The organism is Streptomyces sp. NPDC058289, assembly GCF_042880975.1.
GTDB lineage: Bacteria > Actinomycetota > Actinomycetes > Streptomycetales > Streptomycetaceae > Streptomyces > Streptomyces stoeckheimensis.
In genome coordinates this window covers 1-14,300 of record NZ_JBHVYI010000064.1, presented here as the reverse complement: position 1 = coordinate 14,300, position 14,300 = coordinate 1, and the positions used below count along the sequence as shown (strand labels likewise).

The window sequence follows — 14,300 nt, the reverse complement described above, 5'->3', positions numbered from 1 at the left end:
CCCGGCTGCGAGGACCACTAGTAAGAGGGGTCGTTGCCAGGCGCGCTCTACCCCCGTAGAACTGGATGAGTCGCAAGGCGGACGGAGATCCCCCGGGCTCACCCCCGGTTCTCCTGCTCCCGCCGACGAACCCCTCTCCCTCGCGTGAGTGGCTCACGCATGTCTGCGACTGCCCTTGTCCCCGTCGAAAGGCCTGTCCGTGTCCAACGTCGTCATCCGCCGCATCGCCGCTTCGAAGAAGACCCTCGCGGGTACCGTCCTCGCCCTGGGCGTTGCCGGTTCCATGCTGGCCGCGGTTCCCGCGCAGGCCGCCCCGATGAGTGCCAAGGCGATCGCCCAGCAGATGATCAAGGACCCGGCTCAGTTCGCGGCGTTCAACAACATCGTGTCCCGCGAGAGCGGCTGGGACTACACCGCCACGAACGCTTCTTCGGGTGCTTACGGCCTGGTCCAGGCCCTGCCGGCCTCGAAGATGTCCTCGGCGGGCTCGGACTGGAAGACCAACCCGGCGACCCAGATCAAGTGGGGCCTGGACTACATGAACTCCCGCTACGGCAGCCCCGCCGGTGCCTGGACGTTCTGGCAGAACAACCACTGGTACTAAACCACCAGCGAAACACCACATGCGAAGGCCCCGGCGGCCGGCCTCCCCAGGTCCGGCCACCGGGGCCTTTGCGATCCCATCCCACAGGGTTCAAAGGCGGCGCAGGTGCTATAGCCGCTGGATGATGGTGCCCGTCGCCAGCGCGCCGCCCGCGCACATGGTGATCAGCGCGAACTCCTTGTCCCGGCGCTCGAGCTCGTGCAGGGCGGTGGTGATCAGGCGGGCGCCGGTCGCGCCGACGGGGTGGCCGATCGCGATGCCGCCGCCGTTGACGTTGACCTTCTCCAGGTCCTGGTCGAAGACCTGGGCCCAGCTGAGGACGACGGAGGCGAAGGCCTCGTTGATCTCGACGAGGTCGATGTCCTTGAGGGACATGCCGGCCTTGCCCAGTACGGCCCGCGTGGCGTCGATCGGCCCGTCCAGGTGGAAGTGCGGGTCGGAGCCGACCAGCGTCTGGGCGACGATCCGGGCGCGCGGCCGCAGCTTGAGCGCGCGGGCCATCTTGCGCGAGGCCCACATCACGGCGGCGGCGCCGTCGGATATCTGCGAGGAGTTCCCGGCGGTGTGCACGGCGGTCGGCATGACGGGCTTGAGCCGGGCGAGGCCCTCCATGGAGGTGTCGCGCAGGCCCTCGTCCCGGTCGACCAGCCGCCACATGCCCTGGCCGGCGGCCTGCTCCGCTTCGGTGGTGGGCACCTGCACGGCGAAGGTCTCCCGCTTGAACCGCTCCTCGGCCCACGCGGCGGCGGCCCGCTCCTGGGACAGGACGCCGAGGCGGTCCACGTCCTCGCGGGTCAGGCCCCGGCGGCGGGCGATGCGCTCGGCGGCCTCGAACTGGTTCGGGAGGTCGACGTTCCACTCGTCCGGGAAGGGCTTGCCCGGGCCGTGCTTGGAGCCGGAGCCGAGCGGGACGCGGGTCATGGCCTCGACCCCGCAGGCGATGCCGATGTCCATGACACCGCTGGAGATCATGTTGGCGACCATGTGGTTGGCCTGCTGGGAGCTGCCGCACTGACAGTCCACGGTGGTCGCGGCGGTCTCGTACGGGAGGCCCATGGCCAGCCAGGCGTTGCGGGCCGGGTTCATGGACTGCTCGCCGGCGTGGGTGACGGTGCCGCCGACGATCTGCTCGACGCAGTCGGGCTGGATTCCGGTGCGGGCGAGGAGCTCGCGGTAGGTCTCGCCGAGGAGGTAGGCGGGGTGAAGATTGGCGAGCGCGCCCCCGCGCTTGCCGATCGGGGTGCGTACGGCTTCGACGATGACGGGTTCCGCGGCCATGAGCTCGTCCTCTCCTGCTCCTGCGTAGCGCACAGCGCGCATCGGCTAGCGCGCCTCAGCTGACGGGCGGGCCGTCCCGGCGCCCCACCCGAACTAGTACGCGTTCTAGTTCTCCCCGCAGTCTTATGACCAGAACACCCGGTACGCAAGGGTCTTGCACGCGGCTTCCACGGATTCCACACGCAACAGTTGGCGCGGGGCCCCTTGTGACTTCTAGAACTCGTTACTACCTTCAAGCCAACTTCTGATGGGCCGTCAGACTTTGGAGTCGCCCGATGACCTGCCCCGCGCTGCCCGAAGGCTTCGACGCCACCGACCCGGACGTTCTCCAAGACCGGGTCCCCTACCCCGAGTTCGCGCAGTTGCGGCAGACCGCACCCGTGTGGTGGTGCCCGCAGCCGCGGGGCGTCACCGGCTTCGACGACGAGGGGTACTGGGCCGTCACCCGGCACGCGGACGTCAAGTACATCTCCACGCACCCGGAGTTGTTCTCCTCCACCACGAACACGGCGATCATCCGCTTCAACGAGCACATCCAGCGCGATGCGATAGATGCCCAGCGATTGATCATGTTGAACATGGATCCGCCGGAACACACCCGCGTACGCCAGATCGTGCAGCGCGGCTTCACCCCGCGGGCCATCCGCGGATTGGAGGAGGCCCTGCGCGACCGGGCCCGCAAGATCGTCGCGGAGGCGCTGGAGGCCTCGGCCGACGGCAGCTTCGACTTCGTCACCCAAGTGGCGTGCGAGCTCCCACTGCAGGCCATCGCCGAGCTGATCGGCGTACCGCAGGAGGACCGGTCCCGGATCTTCGACTGGTCGAACAAGATGATCGCTTACGACGACCCGGAGTACGCGATCACCGCCGAGGTCGGCGGCAACGCGGCGGCCGAGATCATCGGCTACTCGATGAACCTGGCGGCGGAGCGCAAGGAGTGTCCGGCCAAGGACATCGTCACGCAGCTCGTGGCGGCCGAGGGCCAGGGCAACCTGGGCTCCGACGAGTTCGGCTTCTTCGTCCTCCTCCTGGCGGTCGCGGGCAACGAGACCACCCGCAACGCCATCAGCCACGGCATGCACGCCTTCCTGACCCACCCCGAGCAGTGGGAGCTGTACAAGGCGACCCGGCCCTCGACGGCGGCCGAGGAGATCGTCCGCTGGGCCACCCCCGTGGTCTCCTTCCAGCGCACCGCCACCCAGGACACCGAACTGGGCGGGCAGAAGATCAAGGCGGGCGACCGCGTCGGCATGTTCTACTCCTCCGCCAACCACGACCCCGAGGTCTTCGAGAACCCCGAAGCCTTCGACATCACCCGCGACCCGAACCCGCACCTGGGCTTCGGCGGCGGCGGCCCGCACTTCTGCCTCGGCAAGTCGCTGGCCATCATGGAGATCGACCTGATGTTCAACGCCTTGGCCGACGCCCTGCCCGACCTGCGCCTCGTCGGCGATGGCCCGCGCCGGCTGCGTGCGGCCTGGCTGAACGGCATCAAGGAACTGCGGGTCAGCCACGGCTGACGGCCCAGGCCGACAGCCACGACTGACCCGTGATCCAGGACGGCAGGGGCCCCACCTCCCACGCCCGGCCCCTGCCGTCCCTCGGTTGTTACTCGCCGGTCATCGGTCGTTACCGTCTCGCCGCCTTCGAGATCATTGCCTTGGCGGCGGGCCGGACCCCAGACTGCCCGGATGAACCTCGATGACCCCAGCGCGAGACGGTGGCAGCGGCTGCCCACGACGTGGCAGCGGATGGTCGATCTCGGCGGCGGGTCCGAGTCCATGAGCCAGGGCGTCCTGGCCCTCATCGAGGCCGCCCGCGAGGAGCCGGAACTGCGCCGGCTCTACCCGTACACCAGCCACTTCACCCTGTGGTTCAGCGCCTCCGCAGGCCACCCCTTCGCCGTGACCGCCCCGGCCGTGGAACCCCTCCCCAACGGCCGCTTCCGTGTCCGCGGCCCCCGCCAAACCACGGTCCTCGGCGAAGCCGACACGGCCCGCGCGGCAATAGCCCTCGTGATCGCGAACCTCCCGCCCGAGTAAAGAAGCGCCCCCGGGGCACAGCCCCGAACAGGTCCGGGGCGCAGCGCCAGGGGGGTCCGGGGCACAGCCCCGAGGGGGGCGGGGAGCAACCCCAAGCAGGCCCGAGGCGCAGCCCCAGGGGGTCCGGGGCGCAGCCCCAAGCAGGCCCGGGGCGCAGCCCCAAGGGGGTCCGGGGCGCAGCCCCAGGGGGTCCGGGGCGCAGCCCCGGGGAACGGGCGAAGGGCGGGTAGGGGACGGCCCCGCAGGACCCACCACACCCCGCCGCCCCGCCCGGCCCCCGCTCCGAGTGGCGGAAGCCACCCCGCGGGCGGATCCTGGCAGAACGCGGCGATCCATCGCGAAGGGGTGCCGGGGCGGGCTGCTACACCGCCCCGGCACCCCTTCGTCATCGCGGCCCGGCCACCCCGGTCAGGCCCTAGTCCGCTCCGCGGACCCCGCGGACCCCGCTCCCACCCGCTCCGGCCGCCGCGGCCGCGGCACGGCCACCCCGGCCGGCACCGCATCGCCCCGGGGACCCGACAGCACGTAGACGAGCCCGAACCCTGCCCCGACGACGACCGCGCCGCCGACCGCGTCGAGCACCCAGTGGTTGGCGGTCGCAACGATCGCGCACACCGTGATCGTCGGATGCAGCGCACCCAGCAGCTTCTGCCAGCCCTTCGGCGCGATCGTGACGATCACGATCCCGCACCACAGCGACCAGCCGAAGTGCAGCGAGGGCATCGCCGCGTACTGGTTGGAGATCGCCGTCATGGCCCCGTAGCTCGGGTTCGCCAGGTCCTGCACCCCGTGCACGGTGTCGACGTACCCCATGCCGGGCATCAGCCGCGGCGGCGCCAGCGGATACAGCCAGAACCCTATGAGCGCCAGCACCGTCGCCAGCCCCAGCGAGGCGCGGGCCCACCGGTAGTCCTTGGGGCGGCGCCAGTACAGGACCGCCAGGATCGCCAGCGGGACCACGAAGTGGAAGGAGGTGTAGTAGAAGTTGAAGAACGCCTCCAGCCAGGGCGTGTTCACGACGGCGTGGTTCACGGCGTGCTCGATGTCGATGCCGAGCGCCTTCTCGATCCCGTGGATCTGGCTGCCGTTGCCCTCCGCGAGGGTGCGGCTGGTGGGGGCGGCGGCCCGGATGTGCGAGTAGAGCGAGTAACCGACCCGTATCAGGAGCAGTTCCAGCAACAGGTTCGGACGCGACAGCACGCGCCGCCAGAACGGCAGCAGCGGAACCCGCGCCCACCGCGCGGGCGCGGGCCGCCCGTAGGCGGTGGGGACCGGCGCGCGCCAGTACGGGGAGGAGCGCGGCAGGAACGGCACCGCGCAGGCCGCCGCGAGGGCCGCGAGCAGCAGCACGTTGTCCCGTACGGGGGCCAGCGCGACCAGGTTGGGCAGCAGCACGTCGCTCGGCAGGGTCATGGCGAGGACCACGGCCACCGGCCACACCGGCCGGTCCGCGGCCCGCTTGCCGACCTTGCCCGCGACCGCCAGCAGCACCCACAGCAGCTGGTGGCGCCAGCCCGTCGGGGACACGGCGACGGCCACGCAGCCGGTGATCGCGACGGCGAGCAGCAGCTGGCCGTCACGGGCGTAGCGGGCGGCGCGGCGCAGGCCGATCCAGACGATCGGGGCCGCGAGGGCGGCGTAGAGCAGGACCTCGCCGGGGCCGGAGAGGCCCAGGCGCAGCAGGGCGCCGTGCACGGACTGGTTGGCGAGCCCGTCGGGTGCGCCGCCGAGGCCGGTGCCGGCCAGGTGCTGGACCCAGTACGTCCACGAGTCGCTGGGCAGGGCCGCCCAGGACAGGGCGGTGGCGCCGGCGAAGGTCACGGCGGCGGAGCGCGCGGTGGCCCTGCGTCCGGACAGCCACAGCAGGGGGGCGAAGAGCAGCAGCGCCGGCTGGAGTGCTGCGGCCAGGCCGATCAGGAACCCGGAGGGGCGCTCGCTCGGGACCCGGAACACCGCGAGGAGCACCAGCAGCACCGGCAGTACGGCGGTCTGCCCGGGCAGCGCGGCTTCGCGGACGGGCAGCGAGACCATCATCAGCGCGACCAGCACGGGCGCGGCGAGCAGCGCGGTGCGCCGCGGCACGGGGTCGGGCAGGGCGCGCGCGGCGACCAGCCCGACGGCGGCGACGAGCAGCAGGGTCACGCAGGTCCAGGCCACCTCCAGGGAGGGCGCGGCGAGGCCCAGGAGCGGCTTGAGGACCAGCCCCGCGAAGGGGGTCCCGGTGAACTGGCCGTTCGTGTAGAGCGAGCCCGGCAGGCTGCCCGGGAGGTGGAAGCCGCTGAGCCACTCGCCCGGTGGCACGCGCAGCACGACCGCGGCCTGCCTGACGGCGAGCAGCAGGGCCAGCGCCCACAGCATGAGGCGTGCCGCCCCGAGTCTGCTTCCGCCGCTACCGCCTATGACCCCGGCATGTCCGTTCGCACCACTGTGCTCCGCCGCGTTAGCCACGCCTCGCCGGCCTCCCGCCCTGTTGACTGCAACCCTGACTTCGCCTGGCTGCCGCGTTTCGTACTGCGTTTCATACCGCGTGCTTCATTTACCCGGACGACGATATCCCCCGCGCGATACCTAGGATGGCGGGCATGAGCATCGTGAAGATCAACGCCCTCACCGTCCCGGACGCACAGCGAGAGGTTCTGGAGCAGCGGTTCGCCTCCCGCGCGGGCTCCGTGGAGGGCTCGGACGGCTTCGAATGGTTCGAGCTGCTGCGGCCCGTCGAGGGCACGGACCAGTATCTCGTGTACACGCGGTGGCGTTCCGAGGAGGACTTCCAGGCGTGGATGGAGGGGCCCATGAAGGCGGCCCACCAGGGTGGCGGTCCGGCGGGCGGTGCGGCAGGCGGTCCGGCGGGTGCCGAAGGCGGCGCGGAGCGGCCGAAGCCCGCTGCCACGGGCTCGTCGGTGTGGTCGTTCGAGGTCGTGCAGCAGGCGGCGCCGAAGCAGGGCTGAGCGTCGGAAGGGCCCGGAGCCGCGGCTCCGGGCCCTTCTCGCACTCCTCTTGCGCCCCTCAGGCCCCTTGGGACCCTCACGCCTCAGACCTCACGCCCAGAAGGTGTCACTCTCCTCGATGTCCTCGGTGCAGACGTCGAGGTCGCTGATCTTTCCGGCGACGATCGTGAAGAAGATTCCCTCGTGGATTTCGATCCCGCGGTCGCCCCGGTCGGCGCGCGCTGTGTGGAAACTCATGACGTGGCCGCGGCCGTCGGCGAGCAGTTTGTCCAGATGCACGTTGAATGTGCCGTTCGTCTCCTCGCCGAGCCGGCGGTAGAGGTCGAAGACGGCTTCCCGCCCCTTGTGATGCCCCGAGAGGGGGCCGCTCCCGGGCATGTGCTGGATGACGTCGGCCGTCATCATCGTGCTCAGCTTCTCCATGTCGCCCTGGCCGAAAGCCTCGTAGCCGCGGCGGATCAGGGCACAGTCAGGATGCTCCGACATGACGGTCACGCCCTTCGTGGGTACGTTTTGCCCTTTTCCCTATCATCGGCCCGGTCCTGTGGATATTCCAACGCGGGCAGCGGGGCGCCGCTCCACAATGACGTCATGACCAGCAGAGAGACGCGACCCACCACTACGCCTACGCCCAGCCCCAGCCCCAGCCCCAGTCCCGCTCCCACGCCTGCGACCTCGGCGTCGCCCATCACCCCGCCCCCGGCCGGGACCTGGCAGGTCGCCGCCGAACCGTTCACCACCCCGGACGCCACGCTGCTGCGCCGCGCGTACTACGCGGAGGTTGCCGGCCGGTACTGGCGGCGGTCCGTCACCGAGGCCGAGATCGACCAGGGCCTCCTGGACTTCCCGGACGACGAGCTGACGGGGCGGACGGGCCGGTTCGTGGTCGGCAGACTCGACGGCCGGCCCCTCTCGTGCGGGGGGATACGTCTCCTGGATCCCGTCACCGCCGAGCTCACCCGGGTGTACGTGGACCCGCGCGCCCGCGGTACGGGCGGCGGGGCGGCCCTGCTCCGGGTCCTGGAGGACGCGGGCCGCGCGCTGGGCGCCGAGCGGGTCCGGCTCGACACCCGGTCCGACCTGGTGGAGGCCCGCGCGTTGTACGCGCGCCACGGGTACGCGGAGATACCCGCGTACAGCTCCGGCCCCTACGCCGAGCACTGGTTCGAGAAGCGCCTGGTCTGACCGGTCACCCGGCGGGGCCGTTCACCTCGCGGGGCCGTTCACCTAGCGGAGCCGTTCACCTAGCGGAATGGTCCCGGCGGGGCAAGGTCTCGTAGGGTTCCTCGTCGACGGAACCGCAGAGCTCCGAGTTGATCTCCGCAACCAGCTCGGACAGGTCGGTCGGGCGGTCCGCGGTCCACCAGTCGCCGAGCAGCTCGGCGAGCGACTCCTCCCGCGCGGCGGACAGCTTCAGCGCGCTCTCACGCCCCTTGTCCGTCAGGACCAGCGGCAGCCCGTCGCGTACGGCCAGCCCCCGCTCCTCGATCTGGCGGCCCGCGTCCGTGATGGCCCGCAGCGGCACCATGGTCTTCTCCGCCAGCACGGCCGGGTCGGCGCTGCCGTACCTCTTGATCCGCAGCAGCAGCCAGCTGGCGGCGGGCAGCAGGTCGTAGCCGGCCTTCGCGGTGATCTTCTCGTAGACGTGCTTGCGGCCCTGGAGGGTCCCGAGCACCGTCAGGGCGCGGGCGACCTCCTCCCGCGAGGAGCGCTGGACGGGGTTGGAGGCGAGGGTCTCGGTGACATCGGGCGCCGTCACCGAACCGCGCAGCTTGTCCTCCTTCAGGAACCAGGCCACGACGAAGGCCACCAGCACCAAGGGCGCCGCGTACAGGAAGACGTCCGTGATGGAGGCGGCGTAGGCGTCGAGCACGCGCGGTCGCAGCACGGCGGGGAGGGCGCCGATGGCGCGCGGGTCGGCCTCCAGCTTGCCCGCGTCCAGCCCCGGCGGCAGCGGGATCCCCTTGAGCGCACCGGCCAGCTTGTCGTCGAGCCGGTTGGTGAAGATCGTGCCGAAGATGGCGACGCCGAAGGAGGCGCCGATGGAGCGGAAGAAGGTGGCACCCGAGGTGGCGACGCCGAGGTCGGCGTAGCTGACCGAGTTCTGCACCACGAGGACGAGCACCTGCATGACCAGTCCGAGGCCGGCGCCGAAGACGAAGAAGTAGACGCTCATCTCCCAGGTGGAGCTGGTGCGCTCCAGCTGGTGCAGGAGCAGCAGCCCGACCGCGGTCAGTGCCGTGCCCGCGATCGGGAAGACCTTCCAGCGCCCGGTACGGCTGACGATCTGGCCGGACACGGTGGAGGTGATCAGCAGTCCGAGCACCATCGGCAGCATGTGGACGCCCGACATGGTCGGGGAGACGCCCTGGACCACCTGGAGGAAGGTCGGCAGGTAGACCATCGCACCGAACATCGCGAAGCCGACGATGAAGCTGATCAGCGAGCAGAGGGTGAAGGTCCGGATCCGGAACAGCTTGAGCGGGAGCACCGGCTCCACGGCCCGCTGCTCGACGATGACGAAGGCGATCAGCAGGACGAGGCCGAGTACCGCGAGCCCGATGATCTCCAGGGAGCTCCAGCCCCAGGTGCCGCCGAGCGAGGCCACGAGCACCAGGCAGGTCGCGACGGAGGCGATGAGGAAGGTGCCGAGGTAGTCGATGGTGTGCTTCTCGGTCCGTACCGGGATCTTCAGGCTCGCAGCGATGACGACGAGGGCGACGAGACCGATGGGGAGGTTGATGTAGAAGACCCAGCGCCACGACAGGTGGTCCACGAACAGTCCGCCCAGCAGCGGACCCAGCACGCTGGTTGCTCCGAAGACCGCACCGAAGAGTCCCTGGTACTTGCCGCGTTCGCGCGGCGGGACGATGTCCCCGACGATCGCCATCGACAGCACCATCAGCCCGCCGCCGCCCAGTCCCTGCAGCGCGCGGAAGCCGATGAGCTGCGGCATGTTCTGCGCCAGGCCGCACAGGGCGGACCCGATCAGGAAGAGCACGATGGCGGACTGGAAGAGCTTCTTGCGCCCGTACTGGTCCCCGAGCTTGCCCCACAGCGGTGTGGCGGCCGTCGAAGCGAGCATGTAGGCCGTGACCACCCACGACAGGTGCGCCATCCCGCCGAGATCGCTGACGATCGTCGGCAGGGCCGTCGACACGATCGTCTGGTCGAGCGAAGAGATGAGCAGCCCCAGCAGCAGCGCACCGATGGAGACGAGCACCTCACGTGAGGCGTGTTCGGCGCTGGGGCCGGATGTCCGCTTGCGCGGGTCGGGCTCCGTGGTCACGTCCTGCACCATCGGCTCCTCCTCGGGCCTGATCGACTCCTCCATCCTGAGCGGTGTGTCCCGTTATGGCCTCTCGGGTGGGTTGGGCGGGTTACCGGGGGTCTGCATAATCGCTGGCAGCGGCCAGGGGAGGGATTCGAGTGAGCACTGAGCACTGTCCGGATTGCGGCACGGCGGAAGGAGCCTGCGACTGCGCACGAGGCTTCCAGCCCCTGCGCGTCCGCCCGTACATCACCCTCCCCAACCCCACCACGCCGCCACCCACCCCCACGCCGCCGCACTCCGGCCCGGCAGACCACCCAGGCCCGGCGGGCACGACACCGCCGCACACAGCCCGACCGGACGCCACTCCGCCGCCCCCCGGCTGGACGGACACCACCTCCGCGCACCCCGGCCCGGCGAGCACCGCTCCCCACCCCAACCCGGGCACCACCACGCCACACCCCGCCCCGGCAACCACCCCGGCGCACCACCCAGGCCCGGCGGGCACGACACCACCGCACACAGCCCGACCGGACACCACTCCGCCGCACCCCGGCTGGACGGACACCACCTCCGCACACCCCGGCCCGCCCGACGCCCCACCAGCGCATTCGAGCCCCGCAGCCACCACGGCGCACCGCCCCAGCCGTGCGGGTACGACACCGCCGCACCCCGGCTGGACGGACACCACCTCCGCACGCCCCGGCCCGCCCGACGCCCCGGCAGCGCACCCCGGCCCGGCGGGCACCCCGCCGCGTGCAGGCATACCGGACGCCACTCCGCTCCCCCCTGGCCCGGCCAGCACCGCTCCGCGCCCCAACCCGGGCACGACGCCGCCGCACACAGCCCGACCGGACACCGCTCCGCCGCACCCCGGCTGGACGGGCACTACGTCCGTGCGCCCCGGCTCAGCCGACACCCCGCCGGCGCACACCAGCCCGTCAGCCACCACAACGCCGCACCCCGGCCAGGCGGGCACCCCGCCGCACGCAGCCCGGCCGGACACCACTCCGCCGCACCCCGGCCCGGCCGGCACCGCTCCGCACCCCAACCCGGGCACCACTCCGCCACACCCTGTCTGGACGGACACCACCTCCGCACACCCCAGCTCGGCCGACGCCCCGCCCGCGCACACCGGCCCGACCGGCACCGCTGCGGACACGCGAACGGCCGACCTCCCACCGCACACCCACCCGGCAAACACCCCGCCGCCCCCCACCAACCCGGCGGGCACCACTGCGCGCCCCGCCTCCCCGCGCCCCGCATCGCACCTGGGCCAAATGACCGGCGAGCCGCCCTCCTCCGGCCCTGCGAGCATCCCGCCGCCCCACCCCGGCCCGGCAAGCACCGCTGCGAGCACTCGCTCTGCGGACACCGCCACATCCCCCACCGGCCTGCCGGCCTACCCGGGGCCGACGGGCACCGCGTCGCCGTACCTCGGCTCGACCGGCGCCCCTGCGGGGTACGGCTCGCCCGGTTCCGCTCCGTACTCGGACCAGGCACCCGGCCTGCCATCACACCCCGGCCAGGCGAACACCCCTGCGCCCCCCACCGACCCGGCGGGCGCCGCCCCCGCACGCCCCGGCTCGGCCGACGCCCCGACGGCGCACACCAGCCCGACGGACACCGCTGCCCACCAGGGCCGGACAGCCGACCTGCCGCCCTACCCGGGGCAGGCGGGCACGGCTGCGCACTCCGGTTCGCCCCATGCGGGGAGCGTGGGCACCGCCGCGCACACCGACGACCCGACGGCCGTCCTCCCGGCCTACCCCGGCCCGGCGGATCCCGCGGCGCCGTACTCACCCCCCACGAGCCCGACCCGCACCGCGCCGCTGCCGCCCGGGGCTGAGACCCCCGCGTACGGGACACCCGTAGCGTCCCTGCCCGAAGAAACGATGCAGCTGCGCCCGGTCCCGCCGTACGAGCCGTACGCGACGCCCGGGGCCTACGGCTCGTACGGGTCACCCGAGGCCCACCCCGGGGGCAAGGACGGCCCGGCTTACGGGGCACGCGGGATGGCCGGCACGGACGGGGCGGACGGGGCCGACGGGACGCACTCGCCCAGGCCCCCGCGGCGCCGTATACGCAAGCCCGCCGCCATCGCGGCCGCCGCCGTCGTGGTGATCGGCGCGGCCGTCCTCGCCCTGCGGGCCGTCTCGGGATCCGCCGCACCGGAGACCACCGTCCTGGACGCGAAGCCCTCCTCCCCCTTGACCAGCCTCACCCAGGTCGACCCGTCACGGGCCACCGCGAGCACCGGCCCGACCCCGTCGCCCTCCCCCTCCTCCAGCCCCTCCCGGTCTGCCTCCGCATCCGCTTCCGCGTCCCGCTCGCCCTCCTCCACCCCGAGCCGTTCGTCGACCCCCTCGGCCGCCCCGTCCCCCACCCCGAGCCGCTCCTCCCCGCCGACCTCGCGGCCCCCCACACAGGCACCGACCCTCCGGTACGGGGACTCGGGCCCCGAGGTGGAGAAGCTCCAGCGCCTGCTGGCAGCGCAGGGCATCTACCACGGCAAGTACGACGGGCGGTACGGCGCCCGTACGGAATCGGCGGTCTCGACGTTCCAGGCGTACAACGACATCGACGAGGACCCTTGGGGCGTCTACGGTCCGGCGACCCGTCGCGCCTTGGAGGGATAGAACACACCGCATGCGGTGGCGAGCACCCCTCCGCGCTTTGTATAGTTCAGGAACAAAGTGGTTCCGTCCTCACTCCCTGACCGGTGGACGGGACCACTTGTTCTCTTTTCCCGTCCCGTCTGGAGCCCCTCCGATGTCGGCCAGCACCACCACCGCCCCCGCCGTCCTGACCGCCAAGGCCCTGCTCCTGGACATGGACGGCACCATCGTCAACTCGGACGCGGTGGTCGAGCGCTGCTGGTACGACTGGGCCGTCGCCCACGGCCTGGATCCGGAGGAAGCCCTGAAGGTGGTCCACGGCCGCCAGGGCTACGCCACCATGGCGATCCTCCTCCCGGACCGCCCGATGGAGGAGAACCTCGCCGAGAACGCGGTGATGCTCGCCCGCGAGACCGCCGACACCGAGGGCGTGGTCCCGATCGGCGGCGCTCCCGCCTTCATGGCCGCCCTCAACACCCTCCCCCACGCCCTGGTCACCTCCGCCGACGCGGCCCTGGCCGCGGCCCGGATGACGGCCGCCGCCCTGCCGATGCCCGAGGTACGGGTCACCGCCGAGTCGGTGCAGGCCAGCAAGCCCGACCCGGAGGGCTTCCTGATGGGCGCTGCCGCTCTCGGAGTGGACCCGGCCGACTGCATCGTCTTCGAGGACTCCGCCGCCGGCATCGCCGCGGGTCGGGCCGCGGGCATGCGGGTCATCGGCGTCGGCCCCCGCGCCGCCGCCCACGGCCCCACCGCCCACGTCCTCGACCTCAGCGCCGTCGCCGTCACCACCTCCCCCGACGGCTCCATCACCCTCACCCTCGAAACGGCCTGACCGAAACCACCCGACGAACGGCCCACCCGGGCACCCCGACGGACCGACGCCCTCTCCGGACACTCCGACAGGTGACCCACCCCGGGGACAACCGGACGGACGGCCCGCTCCGGGCAACCCGACAGACGGCCCACCCCAGGGACAGCCCGACGGACGGCCCGCCCCGGACAACCCGACGGACAGCCCACCCCGGGGACAACCGGACAGACGGCCCGCCCCGGACAACCGGACAGACGGCCCGCCCCGGACAACGGGACAGAGGGCCCGCTCCGGACAACCCGACAGGCGACCCACCCCGGGGACAACCGGACAGACGCCCGCTCCGGACAACCCGACGGACGAACTCTCGGGACACCCGATCGACGGCCCGCCCCACGACGGCCAGGGCCTCGGCGCCGAACAGGCGGCCGGACCGCGGTAGCCCAATCCTGGTGGCCAGACCCTGGTCGGCAGACCCTGGTGGCCAGACCCTGGTCGGCAGACCCTGGTGGGCAGACCCTGGTGGGCAGACCCCGGTGGGCAGACCCCGGTGACCAGATCCTGGCGGCCAGACCCTGGGCGAGCAGACCTGGTGGCCAGATCCTGGGCGAGCAGATCCGGTAGCCGCTCCAGGAAGCCGCCACCCCCAGGGCGCCAGAACCAAGCAGCCCACCCCGGACAGGCAGGCCCCGGCTGCCGAACTCGCCCCGCCCGCCCGGGCGGGC

At 72.2% G+C, this 14,300-nt stretch carries 11 protein-coding genes; 7 read left to right on the top strand and 4 right to left on the bottom strand.

What is annotated here, in order from left to right:
* The first annotated feature begins 199 nt into the window (after nucleotides 1–199).
* Nucleotides 200–604, top strand: a complete 405-nt coding sequence (locus ACFVX6_RS28170) for a transglycosylase SLT domain-containing protein (RefSeq protein WP_389696075.1) — start codon at nucleotides 200–202, stop codon at nucleotides 602–604.
* A gap of 108 nt (nucleotides 605–712) precedes the next feature.
* Here the strand turns inward: ACFVX6_RS28170 and ACFVX6_RS28165 are convergent, their stop codons facing one another.
* On the bottom strand, nucleotides 713–1,882 hold the full coding sequence (locus tag ACFVX6_RS28165; protein ID WP_327306941.1) for a steroid 3-ketoacyl-CoA thiolase: 1,170 nt from the start codon (nucleotides 1,880–1,882) through the stop codon (nucleotides 713–715).
* Nucleotides 1,883–2,157: 275 nt separating this feature from the next.
* On the opposite strand from ACFVX6_RS28165, the gene ACFVX6_RS28160 reads away from it, so the two are divergent.
* Entirely contained in the window at nucleotides 2,158–3,402 is a 1,245-nt protein-coding gene (locus ACFVX6_RS28160; RefSeq protein WP_389696073.1) for a cytochrome P450, read from the top strand.
* Nucleotides 3,403–3,573: 171 nt separating this feature from the next.
* The gene (locus ACFVX6_RS28155; protein WP_389696071.1) at nucleotides 3,574–3,924 is read left to right on the top strand and encodes a DUF6193 family natural product biosynthesis protein; all 351 of its coding nucleotides are present in this window, start codon (nucleotides 3,574–3,576) and stop codon (nucleotides 3,922–3,924) included.
* A gap of 408 nt (nucleotides 3,925–4,332) precedes the next feature.
* On the opposite strand, the gene ACFVX6_RS28150 is transcribed toward ACFVX6_RS28155, so the two are convergent.
* On the bottom strand, nucleotides 4,333–6,282 hold the full coding sequence (locus ACFVX6_RS28150; protein WP_389696069.1) for a bifunctional glycosyltransferase 87/phosphatase PAP2 family protein: 1,950 nt from the start codon (nucleotides 6,280–6,282) through the stop codon (nucleotides 4,333–4,335).
* A gap of 224 nt (nucleotides 6,283–6,506) precedes the next feature.
* Between ACFVX6_RS28150 and ACFVX6_RS28145 the strand changes: the two genes are divergently transcribed.
* The gene (locus ACFVX6_RS28145) at nucleotides 6,507–6,872 is read left to right on the top strand and encodes an antibiotic biosynthesis monooxygenase family protein (protein WP_389696067.1); all 366 of its coding nucleotides are present in this window, start codon (nucleotides 6,507–6,509) and stop codon (nucleotides 6,870–6,872) included.
* Between the two features lie 90 nt (nucleotides 6,873–6,962).
* Here ACFVX6_RS28145 and ACFVX6_RS28140 read toward each other — a convergent pair whose 3' ends face one another.
* A complete protein-coding gene (locus ACFVX6_RS28140; protein WP_389696065.1) occupies nucleotides 6,963–7,358 on the bottom strand; it encodes a nuclear transport factor 2 family protein in 396 nt (131 codons plus the stop codon).
* A 105-nt stretch (nucleotides 7,359–7,463) separates the two neighbouring features.
* On the opposite strand from ACFVX6_RS28140, the gene ACFVX6_RS28135 reads away from it, so the two are divergent.
* Nucleotides 7,464–8,057, top strand: a complete 594-nt coding sequence (locus ACFVX6_RS28135; protein ID WP_389696063.1) for a GNAT family N-acetyltransferase — start codon at nucleotides 7,464–7,466, stop codon at nucleotides 8,055–8,057.
* 55 nt (nucleotides 8,058–8,112) lie between these two features.
* Here ACFVX6_RS28135 and ACFVX6_RS28130 read toward each other — a convergent pair whose 3' ends face one another.
* Nucleotides 8,113–10,173 (bottom strand): DHA2 family efflux MFS transporter permease subunit, encoded by a 2,061-nt coding sequence (locus ACFVX6_RS28130; protein ID WP_389696098.1) that lies wholly within the window; start codon nucleotides 10,171–10,173, stop codon nucleotides 8,113–8,115.
* A 1,250-nt stretch (nucleotides 10,174–11,423) separates the two neighbouring features.
* Between ACFVX6_RS28130 and ACFVX6_RS28125 the strand changes: the two genes are divergently transcribed.
* Entirely contained in the window at nucleotides 11,424–12,782 is a 1,359-nt protein-coding gene (locus ACFVX6_RS28125; RefSeq protein ID WP_389696061.1) for a peptidoglycan-binding protein, read from the top strand.
* Between the two features lie 133 nt (nucleotides 12,783–12,915).
* Nucleotides 12,916–13,596, top strand: a complete 681-nt coding sequence (locus ACFVX6_RS28120; protein ID WP_389696059.1) for an HAD-IA family hydrolase — start codon at nucleotides 12,916–12,918, stop codon at nucleotides 13,594–13,596.
* Nucleotides 13,597–14,300 lie beyond the last annotated feature (704 nt).